Genomic DNA, 23,717 nt, shown 5'->3' with positions numbered 1-23,717 from the left:
CGCCTCGAATAGCGCCCGAGAAAGCGCCACCGGACCAGGAGGTGTCTGATCGTGGCAATTGGCGAAGGGCAGATGGACGCTGACGCCGGCGGCCCGCAGGAGGACGTCGAAGCCAAGTTCGGCTGGCGCTACACGTTTGCGAAGGTGATGCAAGATACGACCGCACGGTGGGGACTGTACGTCATCACCGTCGTCCTGTTGATCTCGGCGTACACGGTCGTCGACAGCAACCTCTCGCGAATTACGTTCGGCGCACTATCAGATTTCACGTTCGCCGAGACGCTGCCAATCTTCGAGCATCCGGAGCGGATTCCGCCACCGGGACAGGGCGAAGAGAACGTTCCGCCGGCGTTTCACGCCGACGGCTCGCTGAGTAATCCGCTCGGCACCGATCCGAGCGGCCGTGATTACTTCACCAGAATCGTCTACGGCGCACAGGTTTCCGTCAGCGTCGGCATCGCCTCGACGCTGATCGGCTTCGTCGGCGGAACACTCATCGGTGCGGTCTCCGGATACTACGGCGGCCGGGTCGACGACGTGCTCATGCGGATGGTCGAAACCGTCTACGCGATCCCCCCGCTGATCCTCATCATCGTCTTCACGGTGTTCGTCAGCGGCGGGACACCGGATATCACCTACGCGATCATCGGCGTCGGAATCACGTTCATCCCCGTCTTCGCGCGGATTATCCGAAGCGAGGTCCTCTCGGTGCGCGAGATGGACTACATCGAGGCCGCGAAGGCGTCGGGTGTGAAGAACCGTAACATCATCCTCAGACACGTGATTCCGAACAGCTTCGCGCCTGTGCTGGTCTATGCAACCCTCCAGATCGGCGTCACGATTCTCATCGTCGCCGGCCTCTCGTTCCTCGGCTACGGCGCACAGCCGCCGACGCCGGACTGGGGACAGATGCTCAACGTCTCACACGGCTACATGCACTCGAACGTCTGGCTCTCGATCTGGCCCGGTCTGGCCATCTTGATCACGATTATGGGCTTCAACCTGTTCGGCGACGGCCTCCAGGACGCACTCGACCCGCGAATCGACGACTAACAGTGAGTATCGAGACCACCGAGATCATTGAGACCACCGAAACAACGGAACCGAACTGACCGACGACTGAACCACGACTGAACCACGACTGAACCGCGACTGAACCGATCACGACCCCGACATCGAACGACACCCCCACAACACCGCACGATCACGACACCGACGATGACACCACCACCCCACCAATGAGCGCAGAACCACTCCTTCGCGTCGAGGACCTCAAGACGCAGTTCTTCACGGACGCAGGAACCGTACGGGCAGTCGACGGCATCTCCTTCGAGGTCTACGAGGGCGAAATCGTCGGCCTCGTCGGCGAGAGCGGGGCCGGCAAGAGCGTCGCCTCGATGAGTCTCCTTCGGCTCATCGAGTCGCCAGGAGAGATCGTCGGCGGCGAGATCACCTACAAGGGCGAAACGATCTTTGGACTCGAGGAGGGCCCCGACGGCGAACTCCGTGAGCGCGAGGACATGCTCACGAACGAGGAGGTCCGCACGCGTATCCGGGGCAACGAGATCGCCGTCATCTTCCAGGATCCGATGGAGTCGCTCAACCCCGTCTTCACCGTCGGCAGTCAGCTCCGAGAGTTCATCGAACTCAACCGCGATCTGTCAAACGGTGCGGCACGACAGGAGGCGATCGACATGCTTCGCGAGGTCGGTATCCCCGACCCCGAAGAGCGCTACGAGGAGTATCCCCACCAGTTCTCCGGCGGAATGCGCCAGCGGGTGCTCATCGCGATGGCACTCGCCTGCGAACCGAGTCTCATCATCGCCGACGAGCCGACGACGGCGCTCGACGTGACGGTGGAGGGGCAGATCATCGATCTGGTCGACGAACTCCAGCAGAAGTACGATACGAGCTTCATCTGGGTCACCCACGACATGGGCGTCGTCGCCGAAATCTGTGACCGCGTGAACGTGATGTACCTCGGCGAAATCGTCGAGCAAGCGCCGGTGGACGAACTGTTCTACGACACCAAACACCCCTACACCGACGCGCTGCTGGATTCGATGCCACGGCCCGACCGAACCGTCGAGGAACTCGACCCGATCACAGGCGTGATGCCGGAGGCGATCAGTCCGCCGTCTGGCTGTCGGTTCCATCCGCGCTGTCCCGACGCACGGGAAGCGTGCAAGCGCATCCACCCCGAGAACAGGGAGGTCGCACGCGCCGAGGGCTACCCACACCGCGCCGCCTGCATCAAACACGACGTCTTCGGGTCGGACTACGAGGAGAGCGCCCCACTCGAGAACGGTGCGGGAGCCGACCAGCAGCTACCCGCGAGCGCGGTCGACAGCACCAGCACCAGTACCAGTACCAGCACCAGCGGCGAAAGCGAACGAACTGACGGAGGTGAACACGATGAGTGAGCGGACGTCGGAGTCGGATACCACCACGGCCGACGACGCGCACGGCCAGTTCGGCTCGGAGATGTCCGGCGAGACCGTCCCCTACGGCGACCCGCTCGTCGAGATTGAGGGCCTAAAGAAGCACTTCAACCAGAGCTCCGGGCTGTTCTCGAGTGTCTCCTTCGATACGAGCCAGTTCCCGCCGATCACCATCGGCGAGGAGCGGGTCAAGGCTGTCGACGACGTAACCTTCGACATTCGCCGCGGCGAGACGCTCGGCCTCGTCGGCGAGTCGGGCTGTGGGAAGAGCACGCTCGGCCGAACGATTCTGCGTCTGCTCGAGCCGACTGCGGGGCGAATCTCGTTCAAGGGAGAGGATCTCGCGACGCTCAGCGGCGAGAATCTGCGGACAAAACGCTCGGAGATCCAGATGATCTTCCAGGATCCGCAGGCCTCGCTGGATCCACGGCTGACGATCGGCCAGATCATCGAGGAGCCGATGCGCGCCCACGGGATGCTCGACGACGAGGGGCGCGAGGCCAGAGCGAAGGACCTCCTCGAACGCGTTGGCCTCGACCCGCACCACTACAACCGGTACCCCCACGCCTTCTCCGGCGGGCAGCGCCAGCGAGTCAACCTCGCCCGCGCGCTGTCGGTCAACCCGGACTTCATCGTCTGTGACGAACCCGTCTCCGCGCTCGACGTCTCGATTCAGGCGCAGGTGCTGAACACGATGGAGCGCCTGCAAACGGAGTTCGGCCTCACCTATCTCTTCATCGCCCACGACCTCTCTGTCATCCGCCACATCTCCGACCGGGTCGCGGTGATGTACCTCGGGAACATCGTCGAACTCGCCGACAAAGAAGAACTCTTCGAGAATCCGCAGCATCCCTACACGGAGGCGTTACTCGAGTCCATCCCGGTTCCCGATCCGAGGGAGACTGGCGCGCGGGGGGTACTCGAGGGCGAGGTGCCGAGTCCGATCGATCCACCCTCGGGGTGTCGGTTCCGAACCCGGTGTCCGCGGCTGATCGCGCCCGAGACCTACGACTGGACTGACGAGGAGTGGGCCCAGACGCGGGCGTTCATGCGGGCGGTCAAGCGCCGGACGTTCGAGCCGATGACAGGCGCCGAATTGCGCGCAGAGTTCTTCGACGGAACGCTCCCACAGGGCGAACCCGGCCGGATCGTCGAGGAGGCTATCGAACTCGTCGCGACGGATCACGAGTCGGCCGCCGAGGTGACGCAGACGGGACAACAGGGTGAGGCGGCCACCGACGGCGGACGGGCGACTGCCGGTGGTGGCCAATCACGAGCGGTCGCCTGGCAGGCTGCGACGACGTTGCTACTCGAGTCCTTCGCCGAGCAGAGTATCTGTGCGCGAGAGCGACCGGCCTACGAGATCGAGCCGGAGTACGGCACCGAATCGCATTTCACTGCCTGTCATTTACATCGGTGAGGTGGGTAGATCTGGCAGCGTGGCGAGTACCACTCACAATTCATACATAGTTAGATAGAACGTTTACTCCACAAGTAGTAATTGTAGGAGCCCGGTATTGGCCACCATCTACGCCACAAACGCCCGTATTCTTTCACAGATAGAAGAAATACACGTGTGAGAAACACATGATCTTCCATCTCATAAATACTTATGTGGTCGCCGTCGCTATTAACTCATGTATGAGTAAGATCCTCGCTACGGTTGCCGCCTGTAACCGCACGGTCGCAAAGGCTCGACGAACAGTCCGACACTCCCCGGAGTTCGGTGACGATACCAACGCCGACGAGGACGGTCGCCCATCGACGCGCATTCCGCCGGGCGGCTTCCTGACGGGATAAAACGCCAAAATTCGAGAGAGACGGCTGAACCGCTGGCGTTCGGTTCCCCTCCGGTCGGTCTCCACCCTCGCTCCGTTCGCTGCGCTCTCACACCCGCCACTCACGGTTCGTCTCCCATAGCAACTGATCGTGGGATGCGGTCGGCGTCGACACTCCCACACGCTTCGTTCTGTACACTTCACGCTCGACACACTGTACTACTGTACTCGAGTGCACCCGCCTCCACGAATCGGTCACCGAATTCGAACAGTAGTCGAATCGCTCGGCTGATACCGCCCGTCGTCGGTCGCGACGAACGCCCGAATCTCGTACTCGCCCGGATCGGGGACGACGTACTCGTGTCGGCCCGTAGTCCGCTCGAAGCGGCCGTTCCAGGTCACGCGGATCTCTTTTCGCTCGCCCGCGCTAAATCGAAACGTGGAGGGGGCGGACTGGAGATACCGGCGCTCGTCACTCGCCTCGAGTTCACCGTTGACGGACCAGCCCCAGCGCCGGCGGCGCGGCGTCGGCACGGCAACCGAAACCGGGAGCCGGTTTCGGAACGCGACGGTGAACGAGACGGCTTCGTCCTGCGCGTAGACGTCGCGGTCGCTCGTCACCGACACCGAAATCGCCCGCCGAGCGAGCGGTCTGGGGACGAGCGACGAGAGCAAGGACGCGATCGAGTACCGAGAATCGGACGTGGACTCGAGTCCGGTTCCAGAGTTGGTTCTGTGTCTGGGGCCGGGACCGGAACCGGAACCGGAGCCGACGCCAGACCGACGCGGTCGGTTCCCGCCGGTTCGACCGCCGTCACGTCGGCTCGCTGTGCGGTGATGATCGACCATCAACTGCGACATCAACGACGGTGTACTAAATGTTGTAGTCGCCACTGGGAATTACTGGACACCCAATCGCACAGTGACCATGCGATCAGCGTGTAAATCGTTTCACTTGTTTCTGGACTTGGAAACTGTCTTTTCAACGGGGATTCTGATTGAGCCGTTCTGGTCGTACCCGCGTGTCTGACGATAACTGCAATCGGTATTTGAGCGTGAGAAAGATGTTTTGGTTGAGAAGTATTACTTTATCATAATGGAGCGGCGAAAATACCTCATAACATCATCGATCCTTTCGTTCGGGGTACTAGGTTGCCTGGGGAGAGGAGAAGAAACTGAATTAGAGAACCCTGTTGGGATGTCCGTTGAGTCTCTCTACCGGGCCTCTCCCCTTGCGGATACCGAACTGGCAAGCGGTCTATCAAGCACACCGTCATCCTACCAGACGGTTCTTGCCGATAGAGCGGCAGCCGAAGCTCGGCTAGAACAGCACGAGGATGTGGATGCGTTTATCAACGAGACGGATTTCAACGAATCATATCTCGTGGCCATCTTGGCAGGATTATGGTCAAGTCCGCATCGGTTAGAACTGGCGGCGATGGATCGCACGGAGTCCGGTATCCATGCAGTCGTAGAGACCGTCTCTCCAGACGCAGGAGACCACGATTTGGCCTATCATGGATTAGTCCTCCGTATCACCGATGAGGTGGCCGGAATCCCCGAGACAGTGAGTGTGGAGGTTGACGGCGAAGATGCTGGGACCACCGAACGTGCGTTGGCTCTCGGTGAAGCACCCCCCGTTTCGATTGAAGCGGCTCCCGACCAAGAGTACGAACATTCTGAGGGCGACAATCGTGTCTCCATCGAGACCGAAACAGGAGAGACGGAGGAGATGGCGTTTGACGAATGGGGCACAAGACAGGCAACGAACGCCGCTATGGATCACATCCAAACACTCCTTGAAGAAGAAGGTGTCGTGAAAGCGACGGTAGATGGAGCCGAAAAGAGTGAAACCGCGATCGACGTTGAACCGGATGGGGTCACAGACGAGTTCCTCGAACACATAGAAGCCGTTGACTCGTCGGAATTAGAGAGCGAGGGCGCGGTCGCCCCTGTCGTCCGTCATACAACAATGTATTCGAACGAAGGTGAAATCGAATATGGATCGGGTGAGAATTGGGGACCCCAAGTGGACTTCGAAACAGTTGTCGAATCGACGCCCCAATCTGCCGAAGTCACGGTAACATTCCCGGATCGAAATGACACGTCGGTCGTTCCAGTGCCATGTCTCCGAGAGGAGATCTACTAGATAGCACGTTTCTCCGCAAACTCGGGCTTTCGTACTCAACCCTACGAAAAAGTCCATCACGACCTGGCAACGCTAAAGAGATTCTCGGCGAGCATCTTGATGGGGCGAAACAAAGCAAGCTCAAAGAGCGTTCTTACGATAGCGAAGAAGTAATGGACGCGAGCGAAGCACCCGCTCGTACGCCACTGCAGCCCGACAGGCCCCCACCGTGTCGAACAGTGAAACCCCCCTATCGCCACGCCGGAAGTGTCATTGCCTCGTCCGCTCGCATGGAGAGCCATGCGTCGTCGGCCGAGATATCCGCAATGACGTACTCGTCGCTCGAATCCGTCGAATCGATCGAGCCGACGACCGTCTCGTCTGCCGCTGTGGTGTGGGGTTTCGACACCATGGTAGAGTGTGACAATCCAAGACATATAAGCGCGTCGAATCAACCCGTCAGAAGACACAAATAGACTGACACGATCGGCGAACGCGGGCGCACGAAACACTGGGTTTATACTCATTTTTGTCCTACTGTGGGGACATGAACGTAGCCGACGCGATGACACCCCGCGAGGACGTGGTGACCGTCGACCTGCCAGGCACCCGCTCGGACGTACTCGAGTACCTCCAGGAACGGTCGTTCTCGTCAGTGCCGGTCGTGAAACCGACGGACAACGGCCCCGAGTACCGCGGACTGGTCTCTCGAGATACGCTGATCGAGCAGCCCGACGAAGACCAGCTGGTGATGCTGATGGACGACGTGCCGACGACGACGCGCGAGACGGCACTCGAGGAGGTCGCCCGGACGATGGTCGAGGAGGGCGCGCGCCGCGTCCCGGTCGTCGACGGCGAGTTCGAGGGGATCATCACGGTGACGGACGTGATTCACGCGATCGCGACGGGCGATCAGGAGACCGACGACACCGTCGGCGGCTACGCGAGCGAGGACGTGAACACGACCTACGAGGGCGCGCCGCTGCCGGTCGCCGAGCGCGAACTGTCGTACGCGAACGTTCCCTACACGGTCGCACTGGACGACGAGGGTGGGGTGAGCGGTGTCCTCACCGAGGTCGACATCATCGAGGTCGCCCGCATCGTCGAGGGCGAGGAAGAGACGGGGAACAACTTCCCGGATCAGGACTCGGAGTGGTCCTGGGAGGGGATCAAGGGCGTCGGCAGTCGCTACCTCCCGACGCGAGACATCGAGATTCCAAACGGTCCCGTACGGGAGTTCATGAGCGAGGACGTGGTGACGGTCTCGACCGAGAAGACGATTCAGGAGGCCGCACAACAGATGATCAGCAACGACATCGAACAGATTCCGATGGTGACCGGCGAGCAGCTCGTCGGCATCGTCTGTGACGTCGATATTCTGGAGGCGCTCTATGAGTGAGCAACAGCAGGACGCGGCGGATGCAGAAGTAGAGACAGCGGCAGCCGCAGAGACGGACGCAGATACAGAACCAGCCGCGCCAGACGAACAGACCAGCGAGAAACTCGTCGAACTCGCCAAGCGCCGGGGCTACTTCTTCCAGTCCTCGGGCGCGTACGGCGGCGTCGGCGGCTTCTACACCTTCGGTCCGCAGGGCGCAGCCCTGAAAGGCAACGTCGAGGACGCCTGGCGCGACCGGTTCGCCGTCGCCGAGGGCAACATGGAAATCGACGCGCCGACGATCATGCCCGAACCCGTCTTCGAGGCCTCGGGCCACCTCGACGGCTTCGACGACATGCTCGTGGAGTGTCCGGAGTGTGGCGAGAGCCACCGCGCGGACCACGTCGTCGAGGATAATACGGAGTACGAGGACGCCGAGAGCCTCCCCATCCCCGAGGTTGAGGAAGTCATCGCCGAGTACGAACTCGTCTGTCCCTCCTGCGGTGCCGGCCTCGCGGACCAGGCCGTCGAGACCTTCAACCTCATGTTCGCAACGAACATCGGCCCCGGCGACTCCCAGCCCGGCTACCTCCGCCCCGAGACCGCACAGGGTATCTTCGTCGAGTTCCCGCGACTCAAGGAGTACGCCCGGAATCAACTTCCCTTCGGCGTCACCCAGATCGGCCGCGCCTACCGCAACGAGATCAGCCCCCGCCGATCCATCATTCGGACGCGGGAGTTCACGCAGGCCGAACTCGAGTACTTCGTCGATCCCGAGGAGGACGAACCGGACCTCGCGGACGTCGCAGACGTCGAGGTGACGCTCTATCCGGCGACCGAGCAGAATGACGACGATGGATCGGAGATCGAGACGACCATCGGCGAGGCGGTCGACGAGGGCATCATCGGCGACGAATGGGTCGCGTACTTCCTCGGCGTCGCGAAGCCGTGGTACGACGCCGTCGGCGTCGACATGGACCGATTCCGGTTCCGCCAGCATCTCTCCGGTGAGCGCGCCCACTACGCAGCGGATTGTTGGGACGCCGAGAGCGAAATTGACGGTAACTGGATCGAGATGGCCGGCTTCGCCTACCGTAGCGACTACGACCTCTCGAAGCACGCCGAGTACTCCGAGGATCGCTTTACCGTCTTCCGACAGTACGACGAGCCGAAGACCGTCGAGCGCGCGACCGTCGACCCCGACATGAGTTATCTGGGCCCCGAGTTCGGCGGCGACGCCCAGGCCGTCGTGGCCGAACTCGAGTCCCTCGCCGGCCGAGACCGTGATGCGTTCGAGGACGACAGCGTCGAGGTCGAACTCGACGGCGAGCGCCACGAAATTCCCGTCGAGAAGACCGGCTTCGCAGTCGAGGAGCAGACCGAGGCCGGCGAGCACATCGTTCCGCACGTCGTCGAACCCTCCTTCGGTGTGGACCGACTCGTCTACACCGTCCTTCACCACGCCTATGCGGAAGACGAGGTCGACGGCGAGGAGCGCACTTACCTCGCGCTCGACCCCGAAGTCGCGCCCACCTTCGTCGGCGTTTTCCCGCTGCAGAACGACGACGAACTCGAGGCCACCGCCGACGAAATCGTCGCAAACCTCCGGGACGTGGGCCTCTCAGTTACGTACGACGACTCGGGTAACATCGGTCGGCGCTACCGCCGCCAGGACGAGGTCGGTACGCCGTTCTGCGTGACGGTTGACTATGAGACGCTCGAGAACGAGGAGACGACGGTCACCGTCCGCGAACGCGATACGACGGCTCAGAAGCGACTGCCGGTGTCAAAGCTCCCCGAAATCATGGCGGAGCTTCGGGCTGGAGAACTCGAGTTCGACGAACTCTAACGGAAACAGCGGGAGTCGGTAGCGGCATAGCGGAACGGGAGAACAGGAACGACAGGAGGAACGGAGACAGCGATCGGAGAACAGGGGCCTACGAGTCTGACTCCGACGCTGGCTTCCAGCCGCCGAGTTCTCTGGCGACGGCAACGTGTCCGACGACGTAGAACGGGATCACTGCGAGGATACCGATGGAGACGTTGCGAAAGACCACGTCTGGAAAAACGACAGTAGCGAGTACGAGCGTCACTGTGATGACGATCGCTATCACGACGAGACGGGCGGCAATGCTGAGATCGCGAGCCATCGTCCCGATCCGCTTCCCGACCGGCGATTGTGCGACCGGTCCCAGTACGATTGCACCGAGGACGAACCCGAGCGCAATCCACTCCCAGCGTAACCCGTTACCCGGAGCGGGCCAGGTTCCGTGAAGGAGTGCGAGGCCACCAGCGAGACCGCCCGCGACAACATCGGTTTTCGTCGGCGGGCGATCCGGAAAGACCGCACGTAACACGGTCGAATTCATTTTGCAACTATTCTATAGCTGGCAATAAAACAACACCTATTTTGGCAGGTAATCGGTAGAAGACGAGGACATCTCACACTCAAGCCAAAAGCTACCCCCTCGGTATTGGTCTTCCCGCCGCAGAACGGGGCCAAACTCGAGTTCAACGAGAACGAGGGGACAAGGTGACGGTCCGGAAGCGAGGCCGGAGGCCAAGCGAGCGGACCGACGACCGATGTGGAGTCCCATACGAGCCGAAACGGAGGGAAGAGCAAGAGTGCTTTTCATCACCAGTTTGCCGAGCGCGGTCGCTTCGCGACCGAACGCAGCGCAAACGGTTGGACGTAACCGACGCACTGAAGGTCACCACCTCCGACGGGAGAAACAGAGACGAAACGATGGCCGACGAACTCAAACGACGGCTCGTCCACTCGAGTGGGGCCGGCCTGGTCGCCCTCTACCTGCTCGCAGCCTACCTCGACCTCGGCCTCACCTGGGAACGCTTTGGCGTCCTGATGACGGTCCTCGCCGTCGGCACGATTGCACTCGAGTTCGTCCGACTGAACGTCGGACTCGACCTCTGGATTTACGAGAAGTTGACCCGCGACTACGAACAGGACCAGTTCGCGGGCTACGGCTACTACATGGTGAGTATGACCATCGTGGTCTTGCTCTTCCAGCCCGAAATCGCGCTGCCGGCGATGTTGATGCTCGCGATCGGCGATCCGATCAGTGGTGCCGTGTCGGATAACACGCTGCGACGGGTCAAGAGCACGAAGGTACTCGTCACGATGTTCGTCGTCAGCGGGATTATCGCCGCACCGTTCCTCTACGAGACGCCGCTTGCCGTCCTCGCGGCCGCCCTCGGCGCGACCATCGCCGACGGCGTGAAGGTCCAGATCGGCGATTTCATCGTCGACGACAACCTGACGATTCCGATCTACGCCGGCGTGCTCGCGTGGGTGGTACTCGAGTTCGTCCCGGTCTGAATCGGGTTCGGATTCAGCTCGGTCTGAATTGGGGCCGTTCCGATTTGAAGCGGGTTGATTCGGTCTGAGCTAGTTGGTGTTTCGTTGTTCTGCTCTACGCGTGTTTCGAGGACGAGCAGTTACGTTTCGTGACTGTATTCGTTACCAACTAGCATGCTAGGGATGGTGGTTAGTAATTAGCATCGCCCATTCGAGGCCGGGCTATGTTCAGCGCGTTCACGCTCGATAGACGGCGATTCGTACAGGCAACGGGACTCACAGCGGTTACGGGGCTGGTGGCGGGGAGTCAGGCCAGCGCCGCGGATGAGACGGAGGAAGAACAGACACAGGAGAGTGAGCAAGAACAGCAAGACGAGCAGGACCAGCAAGCCCACCAGGGGCCACCGGTCGACGCCGGCGACGTGTTCGACCACCTCGACCAAGCAGCAATTAGCGCCTTCGCGCGTGATCTCGAGACTGGCGACGTAATCGTCGACAGCGGATCAGAACGGCCCGTCCAGCCAGCATCGACGACGAAGCTGTTGACCACTGCGGCCGCGTTCGACGAACTCGGCCCCGACTATCGGTACGAGACGACCGTCGGCGTCGTTGGCGACCGCCGAAATCAGCGCGTCGTCGAATCGCTCGGCGTCGTCGCCAGCGGCGATCCGGATCTCACGGCGTCGGATCTCGAAGAACTCGCGGCGGCCGTCGCCGACGCCGGCATCGAGCGCGTCACTGATCGGCTTATCGTCGACGTCTCCGCGTTCGACGACGGCGAGTATCCGCCGGGGTGGACGCTCGGCGACGCGGTAAACACGTACGGCTCGAAGAGTTCGGCGTTCGTCGTCAACCACAACGAGGCCGAGGTAACGGTCTCTCGACAGGGCGACGACTGCGAGTTCGAGCACACGGTCGAACCCGATTCGGGGCTCGTTGATGTCGAGATCGAACTCGAGTGCGTCGACAGCGACCGGTTCGTGACGATAACGACGCCTAACCACTGGACGAATACCGCCGAGGTGAACGGGCGGATGGTGCCGGACGACGAGGCGACGGCGTCGGTTCCGGTTGCCACGCCGAACGAGCACGCTGCGAGCGTCTTCGCGCGGGCGCTTGCGGACGAGGGTGTCGAGATCACGCCGGGTGGCGGCGGTCCGGAGCCCGAAATCGAGATCATCGACGAGCCACTCGAACTCACGGAGGAGGTGGCAACTCACGAGTCGGCACCGCTGTCAGATATCGCGGAGGGGCTCAACCACTGGTCGTACAACATGGTTGCGGAGAACATCGCCAGGACAGTTGCCTACGAACGCGAGGGAACTGGAAACGGCTCCTGGTCTGTCTGGGAGGCGTATCTCGACGAGACACTCGTGGCAGCCGGCGCAGAGACACCGCAGATCCGCGACGGCTCCGGACTGTCCAGACACGACCTGGCCTCGGCGCGCGACGTGGTCTCGATGATCGAGTGGGGACTCGACGCCGACTGGGGCGAGGAGTTCCGCGGGACGATGGCGGTCGCCGGCGAGGACGGCACGCTTCGAAACCGACTCGGGGACGTCGACGCGACGATTCGAGCCAAAACCGGCTCGCTTCGCGGCGTCACGTGTCTCGCGGGCGTTATCGAGGACGACGGCGAACCGGCGACGAGTTTCGCGGTGCTCGCGGCGAATCTAACGGGCGAGCGGGCCAACGGTGCGTCACCACGGGTTGACGAACTCGTAACAGCAATCGCTGAGGAGCATAGCTGAGCCGCGACAGAATCAGTGGCGAGCGATTGCCGGTGCAGTCGCGAATCGATTCAGGCACTGACGCCGAGCTTCTCGAGTTCGTCGGCGGAGTACTCCGCACGGAGCTCGTCGATACTATGTTCGGCGCGGATTGTCTCGCGTTCCGTCTCGGACAGGTCGTCGACTGCGTCGAAGCAGTGGCACATGGTATCACGACATACGAGAGGGAGCAACAAAAGCATTGGTCGGTGGCGTGCAGTACCGAAGAAGTGGGCTGGTAGTAGAACTGCATCGAGTGGAGCTCCAGCGAGTTCGAGTATCGATATCGGCAACATCGTACCGGAAAGATGCTATCATAGGCAACGAAAGCCAACGGCTGAGCCAGACTGTGGCACACCTGTTTCGGTCCGAATCGTTATCGAGTGCGAGAACGTTTCTGACCGGCAGGCGTGGCAAAATCCTCGCCGCCGTCGCGGCTGGCTGGTTCCTCTCGATCGGTGTTCGCCTCGCCTATCCCGTCTTACTGCCGTACCTCCAGGACGCCTACGGCCTCGATCTAACCACGGCCGGCTTCCTGCTGACTGTGCTCTGGCTCGCGTACGCGCTCGGACAGCTTCCGGGTGGCATCCTCGCGGATCGGCTTGGCGAGGGGAACGTCCTCGTCGCCAGTACGGTCATCTCAGCAGCGACGCTCGGACTCGTGGCCGTCGCCAGTTCAGCACCGGTCGTCTTCGTCGCGACAGCCTGTTTCGGCTTCGGAACGGCGCTCTACGGCGTTGCCCGGTTCACCATCCTCTCCGATGTCTTCCCCGACAACGACGGCACCGCAATCGGCGTCACGATGGCCGCGGGCGAGGTCGGCAATGCCGTTCTCCCACTCGTTGCCGGCGCGATTGCGGCGACGGTCGCCTGGCAGTTCGGCTTCGGCCTCGCCGTCCCCGTCTTCGGGCTCGCTGCCGTGTTCCTCTGGCTCGTCGTCCCGAATCGAACCTCCGGCGAGTCGAGCGCGGTCGACAGCATGTCACTCGAGACGGCCCGCTACGTCGCCGTCCAGTTGCGCCGGCGAGCGATTATCGTCGTCACGGCGATCCAGATCCTCACCTACTGCATCTGGCAGGCGTTTACGGGCTTCTACCCGACGTATCTGATCGAGATCAAGGATTTCTCGCCGGCGGTCGCGACGGGACTGTTCAGCGCCTTCTTCGCCCTTGGCATCGTCGTCCAGCCGGTGACGGGGAATCTGTACGACCGATTTGGCATCCGCCGCTCGCTGCCGGCCGTGCTCGGCGTCATCGCGTTCGCACTCGCCGCGCTGCCGTTTCTGGAGGGATTCTGGCCCATCGTGGGTGGCACCATCCTCCTCAGCAGTATCCTCGGCTACGGGACGATGACGCTGACGTACATGACGGCGGCGTTTCCGGCGGATATGAAGGGAACGGGGCTCGGCTTCCTGCGGACGTTCTACATGACCATCGGCGCGGCGAGTCCGGTTTTGTTCGGCGCGCTCGCCGACCGCGGCTTCTTCAACGAGGGGTACATCCTGCTGGCCGTCCTCGCGGTCGGTGCGATGGTGCTCGTCTACTGGTTGCCGGAGGGGTAGCGCGTCAAATCAAAAGGAGCGGTGAAATCAGAACTGGCGCTCGAGTTCGATCGGCTCGCTGTCAGTGTAGTAGGGCCCGCCGAGGCGAGCCACCGTATCGATCTTCGCGGCGTCGATTTTGCCATCAGTCAGCACCGACTCGTCGACGTGGACGTACTCCACGTCACCCAGAATCACGAGTCGGTCGCGGACGCGCAGCGAGTCGTACAGCGTACACTCCATCGTGACCGTCGCGTCTGCGACTCGCGGCGCATCGATGCGCTCGCAGTCGGCCCGCTCGACGCCGGCGAACTCGAACTCGCTCTCGTCGGCCTCGAGGTTGGCGGAGGTCGTGTCCATCTGCTCGGCCAGCGCCTCGGGAACAACGTTGACCGCGAACGCCTCCGTCTCGAGTGCGTTTCGTGGCGTGTCCTTCTGGTCGTCGCCCTCCGCATCGGGCGTGTTGAAGAGGACGACAGGCTCCGCGGAGGAGATGTAGTTGTAGCTGCTGAACGGTGCGAGATTGTCGACGCCATCGACACTCGTCGTGCTGATCCAGGCGATAGGCCGCGGTACGACGGCAGATTTGATGATTCGGGCGCGCTCGCGGGACGTCAGCGACTCGATGTCGTGTTCCGGCATGTCCGGTCCATTCGTCCCGGTCGTGGTAGCTGTTCGCACTGGGGCAACGCGACCAGCACAGTTCACTTTCACCATGCTTTCTCAATCCTTAACCGGACCCGCGTCGAAGCCGCCGCCAATGGCAGCCCAGGACGAGGAGCCGCCCTCGATCGATCACCCGCTACTCGAGTCCGACTTTCTCGAGCGCCGCCTCTACCAGCTGAAACTCGCCGGGACCGCCGCGAACGGCCACACGCTCGTCTGTCTCCCGACGGGCCTCGGCAAGACGACCGTGAGCCTGCTCGTGACGGCGCGGCGACTCGACGAGGTGGGCGGCACGTCGCTGATGCTCGCCCCCACGAAGCCGCTCGTCCAGCAACACGCCGATTTCTACCGCGAGGCGCTCCAGATACCCGACGAGGAAATCGTCGTCTTCACCGGCGACGTGAGCCCGGACGACCGCGCCGAACTGTGGGAGGAGGCGACGATCGTGATGGCCACCCCGCAGGTGATCGAAAACGACCTCGTCGGGAGCCGCATCTCGCTCGCCGACGTGACTCACCTGACGTTCGACGAGTGTCACCGCGCGACCGGCGACTACGCGTACAACTACATCGCCGAGCGCTACCACGCGGACGCGACGGACCCGCTCGTGACGGGAATGTCGGCCTCGCCCGGCGGCGACGAGGAAGCCATCCTCGAGGTCTGTGAGAACCTCGGCCTGCAGGAAGTCGAGGTGATGACCGAGGAGGACGCCGATGTCGACGAGTTCACCCACGACACCGAGGTCGAGTGGGAGCGGATCGACCTGCCCGAGGAGGTCCTCGAGATCCGCGACGCACTGAACGAGGTGATCACGGACCGACTCGAGAAACTCAAAGAGCTGGGCGTCGCGAAATCCAGTCAGCCCGACCAGTCTCAGAAGGACCTGAATCGGATGCGCGCCGAGTTACAGCAGTTGATCAACAACGATCAGTCGGAGGGGTTCAAGGGAATGTCAGTCCACGCGGAGGTGATGAAGCTCCGCCAGGCGGTCACGCTCGTCGAAACCCAGAGCGTCGAGGCCCTGCGGCGGTACTTCGACCGCCAGCGCAACCAGGCCCGCTCCTCTGGAGCGTCGAAGGCCAGCCAGCGAATGGTTTCGGACCCGCGCGTTCGCGAGGCCATGCGGAAAGCCGAAAGCTTCGACGAGTTACACCCCAAGTATCGCAAGACGCGGATGCTCCTCGCGGAGACGCTCGGACTCGAGGGCGGCGAGCGCGTGATCGTCTTCACCGAGTCCCGAGACACGGCGGAGGCGCTGACGGCGTTCCTCTCGGATAGCTTCGACGCGAAGCGCTTCGTCGGGCAAGGCGACCGCGAGGGATCCGACGGCATGACCCAGAAGCAACAACAGGAGGTTCTGGACGAGTTCCGCGCGGCCGAGTTCGAGGTGCTCGTCTCGACATCGGTCGCCGAAGAGGGCCTCGACGTGCCCGAAGTCGACCTCGTGCTCTTCTACGAACCGGTCCCCACGGCGATTCGGTCCATTCAGCGCAAGGGCCGGACCGGCCGCCAGTCCGAGGGTCGCGTCGTCGTCCTCATGGCCGAAGACACCCGCGACGAGGCCTACTTCTGGATCTCCCGCCGCCGCGAGAAGGAGATGGAATCCGAACTGCGCGAGCTAAAGGGAATGGCCGACGACCTCGCCGAGGAACTCGACGAGTCCCAGCAGTCGCTCGCCGATTTCGGCGAGGACTCGAGTACCGACGGGGCAAACGCCAGCACCGACACCGATGCCGGCGGCCAGAAAGACAGCGAAGTGAAAGTAGACGAAAACACCACTAACCCCGACGCCGTCTCCGACTCTTCCAGTGGAAGCGGAGGGGGTTCGCCACAGCCAGGGCTGCGGGAGTTCGATGCGGATAGCGATGACGACGAAACGGCGGACGGCGACTCGGACAGCGAGCCCGACAACGTGGAAACGCACGAACCGTCGGCCGAGGGCGACGCAATCGAAATCGTCGCCGACCAGCGCGAGATGGACGCCAATATCGCCCGCGACCTTTCCCGACGCGAAGAGATCGAGATCCGACTCGAGACGCTCGACGTGGGCGACTACGTGCTCTCGGATCGCGTCGTCGTCGAGCGCAAGTCCGTCGCCGACTTCGTCGACTCGCTGGTCGGCGGCGACCGCTCCGTCTTCGAGCAGGTCGGCGCGATGGCCCGCCACTACGCCCGCCCCATCGTCGTCGTCGAGGGTGACGGCCTGTACGAACAGCGGGACATCCACCCGAACGCGATTCGCGGGGCGCTCTCGAGTCTGGCCGTCGACTTCGGCGCGAGCGTGCTCCGAACCGAAGGGGAAACGGAGACGATGGAGTTGTTCGCGGTGATCGCAGGCCGGGAACAGGAGCTTTCAGACCGTGAGGTCTCGGTCCACGGCGAGAAGCAGTCGAAGACGCTGGCCGAGCAACAGGAGTACGTCGTCTCCTCGATTGCCGAAATTGGGCCGGTGACGGCGCGCTCGCTACTCGAGGAGTTCGGCACCGTAGAAGCAGTGATGATCGCGACCGAAGACGAGTTGCAGGCGGCCGACGGCGTCGGACAGGTGACTGCTGAACGAATGCGAGAGGTCATCGGCAGCGACTATACTGGACCTGGCTAGCGAGCGTGTAAAGCGGTGGCTGTCTCAGGCGAATGCCAGTGATTTGGACGAGAAGATGACCGGCCATGCCGAACGGTCGGCGGGCATATACACGCGAACCGGTTACGGTCATTGCCGTAGACGATAGCACCAGCCAGTGTCACTCGCCGGATCAGACAGCTTGTCGGTAGCGTCGCCGCTCGTCGTGGAGTCACCGCTGACGAGGTTACTCGAGGGGTCCGTAGCGTTGACACTCCCGTTCGACGACCCCGTTGCAATCTTCGGGCTCGCAGTGGCGATTTTTCTGATCGCACCGCTCGTCCTCAAACGGTATCGGCTGCCAGGCATCGTCGGCATCATCCTCGTCGGCGCGGTAATCGGCCCGAACGGACTGCACCTCCTCGAGCGCGGCGAGACGATTCAGGTACTCGGTGAGGTCGGCCTGATCTACCTGCTGTTCATCGCTGGCCTCGAGATCAACCTCACGCAGTTCGTCGCGTACAGAGATCGAAGCATCGTCTTCGGGCTGCTCTCATTTGCAATTCCGCAGGCTGTGGGTACCGTGGTTGGCGTCGCAGTGCTTGACCTGTCCGTTGCTGCGGCCTCGCTGTTCGCGGCGATCTTCTCCTCACATACGCTGCTCGCATATCCAGTGGTCACCGAGCTCGGAATCGCGAAAAACGAGGCCATTACCGCGACGATCGGCGGCACAATCCTGACCGATACGCTGGCGCTGCTCGTGCTCGCGGTCGTGATCGCTGCAGTCGGCGGTGATCTGGACGCCGCGTTCTGGGTGCAGTTGACCGCCGGACTCGCCGTGTTCTTCGTCGGCGTCTGGCTCGTCGTGCCGCGGCTCGGGCGCTGGTTCTTTCGCATTCACAGCGAGGAGAGCTACTTCGAGTACCTGTTCGTCCTCGCCGTCCTCTTCGGCTGTGCGATCCTCGCCGAACTCGTCGGCGTCGAGCACATCATCGGCGCGTTCCTCGCCGGGCTGGCGCTCAATCGCCTGATTCCCGAAACCGGGCCGCTGATGAACCGCATCGAGTTCGTCGGCAACGCGCTGTTCATCCCGTTTTTCCTGTTATCGGTCGGGATGCTCGTCGATGCACGGGTCTTCTTCGACGGAGCTGAAACACTCCTCATCGCCGGTTCACTGCTCGTCATGGTCGTCATCACGAAGTACCTCGCCGCGTGGGTGACCGGCCGGCTGTACGACTACGACCGCAACGAGGTCTACAGCATGTTCGGCCTCTCCGTCGGCCAGGCCGCAGCTGCGCTCGCGATCGTCCAGATCGGATTCGACGCCGGCGTCGGCGGGTTCGACCAGCACATGATCAACGGCGTCGTGGTGATGATTCTCGTCGTCAGCCTGTTTAGCCCCGCGCTCGTCCAACGATTCGGCACAGAAATCGCTCGTGCGCGCGAGCGCGAACCGTACGATCCAGCGACGGCCCCACAGCGAATTCTCGTCCCAGTAGCACACGACTCGAGAGACCCCCACTCGCTGCTCGAACTCGCGATGACGATCCGCGACGAGCGAGCCGACGAGCCGATTCACGCGGTCACCGTCGTCCGCCCCGGGACCGTCACGCAGACCGCCGCTGCAGTCGGTGACGCGGAGACACGACTCGAGACGCTAGCCGACGAGACCACGGCTGCAGCGGTACCACTCGAGACGCACACTCGAGTAAACCACAATATCGCCTCGGGCATCGTCGGCTCGGCGGTCGACAATCGCATCACGACACTGGTAATCGGCTGGGACGGCGCTCGTGCGCGGACACAGCGGGTGTTCGGCCACGTGATCGACCAGGTGCTCCGGCGAACGACGCAGCTCGCGCTCGTCGCGCGGATTCGCGAACGACTCACCACAACTCAGCGGATCGTGCTCGTGCTCCCCCCGAACGTGGCTCGCAACGACGGCATCGCCGAAGCGTTGCACACGGTGGCGCTCGTCGCCGAGCAGACGGGAGCGCCGATCCACGGCGTTGTAGTTGGCGAAGAGTCGGCGCAGTTCGAACGGGTGATGGACGGCGTCGCACCGGAACAGCCAGTCGAGTTCGACACGGTTGCGGGCTGGGATGAGCTGACCGAACCGCTTCGCAGCGCGGGAGAAGCGGGCGACCTGATCGTCTGTTTGAGCTCTCGCCGGACGGACACGGGATGGCATCCGGAGCTACAGACACTGCCGGCGCGAATCGCACAGCTCACCGAGGGGAACTTCGTGATACTGTATCCGGCGGTGACAGAGCAAACGGACGATCGGCAGTTCCTCCGGTTCTCCTGATCGCGGTCTGTCGACGGTGGTGTCGCGAGTTACGAGTCGCGGCAGCCAGAGCCGCGACAGCTACGAGCCGCGAACCGCGAACCGAGGGGACGACGGACGAACTCAGCGAAGCGACTCCAGCGCCTCGCTCGCTTCACGGGCCGCCTCGAGACACTCCTTCGCATATCGCGGGTCGTCAGTGGCGGCTGCCTCGGCGGCGAACTTCTCGAGTGCACGCGTCAGCGAGTCGCGGGCAGCGGCGAGGTCGCCGGCGCTGTCGTCGGTGGCGTTCGTGTCGACACTGCCGGACGGTGTCGGCTGTTCCTCGCGGCGGGGTGGTGACTGTGGGTGGGACTGGGTCCGAGGCTGGGGCTGGGACTGTGGCTGAGGCTGCGACCGCGGCGCTGGCTGTGACTGGCCACTCTCCTCGCGGTTCGAACCAGTCTCACTCGATCGCTGAGAGGTCGTTTTGGGGTCGGTCGTCGCGTCAGTGTTGGCGCGGTCAGTCGTCACGGACGAGTCCGCGGCGGCGTTTCGTTCATCCGTCTCGGTTCCAGCCCCGGTCCCGCCCCCGGCCTCGGGTGCACCCTCTTCGGTTGCAGCATCATCGGCTGCATCCGCTTCGGCCGCGTCTGCCTCGAGTCCGGTCCCCTGCACGGCATCCGGATTCCCGTGACAGCTTGGACAGAACGTCGTACCACCCTCCTGAAACAGCGGGTCGCCGCAGGTGCCACAGTGGGAGTTCGTCATCGTCGCTCCCTTGAGCAGCAGGTCGCTCATGCGCTGAGTGGCCTGTCGCTCTTCCTTGTCGCGCTCGTACTTCTCCCGAAGCTTCTCGCGCTCGGCCTCCTTATCGAAGTCACTCATACCCACTAGAACGGTGGCATCCGTCGAAAAAGCTGCGAAGGCGGACCCGCCGAATTTGGTGTCACTCCGTCCGCCGATACATCCCCTTCGACGCCGGCCGCGTCTCCTCGTACCCGAACGACTCGTAGAAGCCGTCGATGTCGGCCATGAGGTTGACGTACGCCGACGGCGGCGCTTCCGTCTCGAGGTAGGACTCGAGTTGGGTCATAATTTGCGTGCCGAGTCCCTGGCGCTGATGGTCGGGGTGGACAACCATATCCGAAATCTGGTAGACGGTGCCGCCGTCGCCGACGATGCGACCCATGCCAATCGTTTCGCCGGTTGGTTCGTGGACGACGATTACGCCGTAGACGGAGTTGGGGAGCCCCTGTTCGATGCCCTCGAGAGAGCGCGGCGGCATATCGGCGGCCTCGCGCAGTGCGGCGAACGTTTCAGGATCGGGGAGTTCCTCACGAATGGAGTACGAATCAGCAGTGGCATCGACAGTGCTCGAATCAGTCATAGGTGAGCCGAGGCGGGGGTGCACAAAGCCGGTACCGATTCGGTGTGGCGGCGGTGGCAAGTACCGATAGCGGCTGTCGTACAACGAGTCGGGAATCGGGTCGCGGCAGGGCTACTCGAGTGCCCCCTCCACGGCATCGACGGCGGCCGTGGGTGTCTCGACGGTCTCGATCTCGACGCCGGCGATGTCGTGGGTCTCGAGACCGACGATGGGGCGGTCGTAGATGCCCGCGAAGCCGATTTCGGAGAGGGTGCCGACGCCGCCGGCAAGGGCGATGATTGCATCGCCGTTCATCGGGACGAGTGCGTTCCGGGCGTGGGCGAGACCGGTTGCGATCGGGATGTCGACGTGCTCGTTTGCGGCGGTCCGGCGGTCGCCGGGGAGGATGCCGATGGTGGTCCCGCCAGCCTCTTTCGCACCGCGGCAGACGGCTTCCATCGTCCCGCCGAGACCGCCACAGACGACCGTGTGGCCGCGCCGGCCAAGTTCGCGGCCGACTGCCTCGGCGCGGTCGGCTTCGTCGTTCGTGATCGTTCCGCCGCCGATGACGCTCACTCGCATGTGGGTGAGACGGCGGCGCTGGCTCATATCGGTTCGGGATGCGGCTGTGCTGCGTGACGTGGAAACGCACCAACGGCAAGAGTTCGACATTTGTCGATAGAAATATCGTCATATCGTGCGAGAAGAGCGGGATTCGACGGATTTAACGCAGGGGCAAGCGGATCGTTACGTGGTATGACGAAAGTTAGCGTGGTCGGCGCGGCCGGAACGGTCGGGGCCGCCGCAGGGTACAACATCGCGCTTCGGGACATCGCAGACGAACTCGTCTTCGTCGACATCCCGGACAAGGAAGACGACACGATCGGTCAGGCCGCCGACGCGAACCACGGCGCAGCCTACGACTCGAACACCACAATCCGCCAGGGCGGCTACGAGGCCACCGAGGGCTCGGACGTCGTCGTCATCACGGCCGGCATCCCGCGCCAGCCCGGACAGACGCGGATCGACCTCGCGGGCGACAACGCGCCGATCATGGAGGACATCGGCTCCTCGATCGCGGAGTACAACGACGACTTCATCACCGTCACGACGTCGAACCCAGTCGACCTGCTCAACCGCCACCTCTACGAGGCAGGCGACCGCGCACGCGACAAGGTGATCGGCTTCGGCGGGCGACTCGACTCCGCTCGCTTCCGCTACGTGATCTCCCAGCGCTACGACGCCCCGATCCAGAACGTCGAGGCGACGATTCTCGGCGAACACGGCGACGCGCAGGTCCCGGTCTTCTCGAAGGTCCGCGTCAACGGCCAGGATCTCGAGTTCACCGACGACGAGAAGGACGAACTTCTCGAGGAACTCCAGACCTCCGCGATGAACGTCATCGAGAAGAAGGGCGCGACGGAGTGGGGACCAGCGACCGGCGTCGGCCACATGGTCGAGGCCATCCTCCGCGACACCGGCGAAGTGCTGCCGGCGAGCGTTACACTCGAGGGCGAGTTCGGCCACGAGGACACTGCCTTCGGCGTTCCCGTCAAGCTCGGCTCGAACGGCGTCGAGGAAGTCGTCGAGTGGGATCTCACGGAGTACGAGCGGAATCAGCTCGGCGAGGCCGCCGAGAAGCTCTCGGAGCAGTACGACAAGATCGCCTGATCGGCGCAGTACGGCGAGATCTGGAGAGCTGCGAGAATTGCGAACCGCTCTCGATTCGGATCAGCCGGATCGGACCACGGACAACCGCGACCGATTTTCTCACCGCGTTCGTCTTCCCGACCGAAACGGTAACCTACCCGTTTAGAATACCACTAGTGCGTGACAGCATACGACGCCGTGCTCTTCGACAGCGACGGTGTACTCGTCGAGCCGCCGCCGGTGGAAACCCAGACGAACGCTACGCGGGCCGCCTTCCGTGCGGTCGGCGTCGAGGACCCGGACCGCCAGCACGTCGACGCCATCGTCAACGGCGTGACGACCGAGGCGCTCCACGAGATTTGCTCGGCGTACGACCTCGAGCCAGCGGCGTTCTGGGCGGCACGCGAGCGCCACGACGAAGATTCTCAGTTCGCCGAGTTCAGGGACGGCACCCGAACGCGATACGACGATGTCGCCGCGATTTCCGATCTTCCAACGGAGGCGAGCTGCGGCGTCGTGAGCAACAACCACCACAGCACCATCGAGTTCGTCCTGGAACACTTCGAACTCGGTCCGTTCTTCGATACCTACTACGGTCGCGAGATGACCATCGAGAGCCTTCGCCTGAAGAAGCCGAACACGCACTACCTCGAGCGTGCACTGGACGATCTGTCCGTCTCCGCCGAGTCATCACTTTACATCGGCGACAGTGAGAGCGATATCCTCGCCGCAGAACGAGCGGGACTCGAGTCCGTCTTCGTTCGCCGCCCCCACTGTCGCGAGGTCGAACTGGGAGTGGAACCGACGTACGAGGTCGAAGACCTGCACGGAGTGAGACGACTCGCCCACGGGTAAC

General features: G+C 62.9%; 22 protein-coding genes. 14 read left to right on the top strand and 8 right to left on the bottom strand.

Annotation, left to right across the window (positions count from 1 at the left end; translation table 11 throughout):
* Positions 1–51: 51 nt before the first annotated feature.
* From BBD46_RS20540 to BBD46_RS22845, 4 genes are all read left to right on the top strand, one after another.
* Entirely contained in the window at positions 52–1,053 is a 1,002-nt protein-coding gene (locus BBD46_RS20540; RefSeq protein WP_071403512.1) for an ABC transporter permease, read from the top strand.
* Positions 1,054–1,238: 185 nt separating this feature from the next.
* Complete coding sequence (locus BBD46_RS20535) at positions 1,239–2,423, top strand: ABC transporter ATP-binding protein (RefSeq protein WP_071403511.1); 1,185 nt, start codon at positions 1,239–1,241, stop codon at positions 2,421–2,423.
* Positions 2,416–3,861, top strand: coding sequence for an ABC transporter ATP-binding protein (locus BBD46_RS20530; RefSeq protein WP_071403510.1), 1,446 nt, complete (start codon positions 2,416–2,418; stop codon positions 3,859–3,861). Before BBD46_RS20535 ends, BBD46_RS20530 begins: the two co-directional genes overlap by 8 nt.
* A gap of 221 nt (positions 3,862–4,082) precedes the next feature.
* Positions 4,083–4,241 carry a hypothetical protein gene (locus BBD46_RS22845; protein WP_171908255.1) on the top strand — a complete coding sequence of 53 codons (159 nt, stop codon included), beginning with the start codon at positions 4,083–4,085 and terminating at the stop codon, positions 4,239–4,241.
* A 233-nt stretch (positions 4,242–4,474) separates the two neighbouring features.
* On the opposite strand, the gene BBD46_RS20525 is transcribed toward BBD46_RS22845, so the two are convergent.
* Positions 4,475–5,068 (bottom strand): hypothetical protein, encoded by a 594-nt coding sequence (locus BBD46_RS20525; RefSeq protein WP_071403509.1) that lies wholly within the window; start codon positions 5,066–5,068, stop codon positions 4,475–4,477.
* Positions 5,069–5,315: 247 nt separating this feature from the next.
* Between BBD46_RS20525 and BBD46_RS20520 the strand changes: the two genes are divergently transcribed.
* Entirely contained in the window at positions 5,316–6,368 is a 1,053-nt protein-coding gene (locus tag BBD46_RS20520; RefSeq protein ID WP_071403508.1) for a hypothetical protein, read from the top strand.
* Positions 6,369–6,597: 229 nt separating this feature from the next.
* Here the strand turns inward: BBD46_RS20520 and BBD46_RS22840 are convergent, their stop codons facing one another.
* A complete protein-coding gene (locus BBD46_RS22840; RefSeq protein WP_004267462.1) occupies positions 6,598–6,759 on the bottom strand; it encodes a DUF7556 family protein in 162 nt (53 codons plus the stop codon).
* A 135-nt stretch (positions 6,760–6,894) separates the two neighbouring features.
* Between BBD46_RS22840 and BBD46_RS20515 the strand changes: the two genes are divergently transcribed.
* Positions 6,895–7,746: a CBS domain-containing protein gene (locus tag BBD46_RS20515; protein ID WP_071403507.1), complete on the top strand. Its 852-nt coding sequence runs from the start codon at positions 6,895–6,897 to the stop codon at positions 7,744–7,746.
* On the top strand, positions 7,739–9,574 hold the full coding sequence (gene glyS / locus BBD46_RS20510) for a glycine--tRNA ligase (protein ID WP_071403506.1): 1,836 nt from the start codon (positions 7,739–7,741) through the stop codon (positions 9,572–9,574). The genes BBD46_RS20515 and glyS overlap by 8 nt, the downstream gene beginning before the upstream one ends.
* Positions 9,575–9,662: 88 nt before the next feature.
* Here the strand turns inward: glyS and BBD46_RS20505 are convergent, their stop codons facing one another.
* Entirely contained in the window at positions 9,663–10,094 is a 432-nt protein-coding gene (locus BBD46_RS20505; protein ID WP_071403505.1) for a hypothetical protein, read from the bottom strand.
* A gap of 377 nt (positions 10,095–10,471) precedes the next feature.
* Here BBD46_RS20505 and BBD46_RS20500 point away from each other — a divergent pair, with 377 nt between their 5' ends.
* Both BBD46_RS20500 and dacB read left to right on the top strand, forming a co-directional pair.
* Entirely contained in the window at positions 10,472–11,062 is a 591-nt protein-coding gene (locus BBD46_RS20500; protein ID WP_071403655.1) for a dolichol kinase, read from the top strand.
* 203 nt (positions 11,063–11,265) lie between these two features.
* Entirely contained in the window at positions 11,266–12,792 is a 1,527-nt protein-coding gene (gene dacB / locus BBD46_RS20495; RefSeq protein WP_071403504.1) for a D-alanyl-D-alanine carboxypeptidase/D-alanyl-D-alanine endopeptidase, read from the top strand.
* A gap of 50 nt (positions 12,793–12,842) precedes the next feature.
* On the opposite strand, the gene BBD46_RS23410 is transcribed toward dacB, so the two are convergent.
* Positions 12,843–12,977, bottom strand: coding sequence for a hypothetical protein (locus BBD46_RS23410; RefSeq protein WP_256375006.1), 135 nt, complete (start codon positions 12,975–12,977; stop codon positions 12,843–12,845).
* Between the two features lie 182 nt (positions 12,978–13,159).
* Here BBD46_RS23410 and BBD46_RS20490 point away from each other — a divergent pair, with 182 nt between their 5' ends.
* On the top strand, positions 13,160–14,371 hold the full coding sequence (locus tag BBD46_RS20490; RefSeq protein ID WP_071403503.1) for an MFS transporter: 1,212 nt from the start codon (positions 13,160–13,162) through the stop codon (positions 14,369–14,371).
* A 27-nt stretch (positions 14,372–14,398) separates the two neighbouring features.
* Here BBD46_RS20490 and BBD46_RS20485 read toward each other — a convergent pair whose 3' ends face one another.
* On the bottom strand, positions 14,399–14,992 hold the full coding sequence (locus BBD46_RS20485) for a flavin reductase family protein (RefSeq protein ID WP_071403502.1): 594 nt from the start codon (positions 14,990–14,992) through the stop codon (positions 14,399–14,401).
* Between the two features lie 118 nt (positions 14,993–15,110).
* Here BBD46_RS20485 and BBD46_RS20480 point away from each other — a divergent pair, with 118 nt between their 5' ends.
* Positions 15,111–17,618 (top strand): DEAD/DEAH box helicase, encoded by a 2,508-nt coding sequence (locus BBD46_RS20480; protein ID WP_071403501.1) that lies wholly within the window; start codon positions 15,111–15,113, stop codon positions 17,616–17,618.
* A gap of 136 nt (positions 17,619–17,754) precedes the next feature.
* Positions 17,755–19,884: a cation:proton antiporter gene (locus tag BBD46_RS20475; RefSeq protein WP_071403500.1), complete on the top strand. Its 2,130-nt coding sequence runs from the start codon at positions 17,755–17,757 to the stop codon at positions 19,882–19,884.
* A 102-nt stretch (positions 19,885–19,986) separates the two neighbouring features.
* Here the strand turns inward: BBD46_RS20475 and BBD46_RS20470 are convergent, their stop codons facing one another.
* The 3 genes from BBD46_RS20470 to BBD46_RS20460 form a co-directional block, all read right to left on the bottom strand.
* Positions 19,987–20,730, bottom strand: a complete 744-nt coding sequence (locus BBD46_RS20470) for an Sjogren's syndrome/scleroderma autoantigen 1 family protein (protein ID WP_071403499.1) — start codon at positions 20,728–20,730, stop codon at positions 19,987–19,989.
* Between the two features lie 61 nt (positions 20,731–20,791).
* The gene (locus BBD46_RS20465) at positions 20,792–21,232 is read right to left on the bottom strand and encodes a GNAT family N-acetyltransferase (RefSeq protein WP_071403498.1); all 441 of its coding nucleotides are present in this window, start codon (positions 21,230–21,232) and stop codon (positions 20,792–20,794) included.
* 111 nt (positions 21,233–21,343) lie between these two features.
* Positions 21,344–21,793, bottom strand: coding sequence for a TIGR00725 family protein (locus BBD46_RS20460; RefSeq protein ID WP_071403497.1), 450 nt, complete (start codon positions 21,791–21,793; stop codon positions 21,344–21,346).
* A gap of 174 nt (positions 21,794–21,967) precedes the next feature.
* Here BBD46_RS20460 and mdh point away from each other — a divergent pair, with 174 nt between their 5' ends.
* Both mdh and BBD46_RS20450 read left to right on the top strand, forming a co-directional pair.
* Entirely contained in the window at positions 21,968–22,882 is a 915-nt protein-coding gene (gene mdh, locus BBD46_RS20455; RefSeq protein WP_006653434.1) for a malate dehydrogenase, read from the top strand.
* Between the two features lie 159 nt (positions 22,883–23,041).
* Positions 23,042–23,716 (top strand): HAD family hydrolase, encoded by a 675-nt coding sequence (locus BBD46_RS20450; protein WP_071403496.1) that lies wholly within the window; start codon positions 23,042–23,044, stop codon positions 23,714–23,716.
* Position 23,717 lies beyond the last annotated feature (1 nt).

Source organism: Natrialba sp. SSL1, assembly GCF_001861355.1.
GTDB lineage: Archaea > Halobacteriota > Halobacteria > Halobacteriales > Natrialbaceae > Natrialba.
This window is presented reverse-complemented; position numbering and strand designations above follow the sequence as displayed.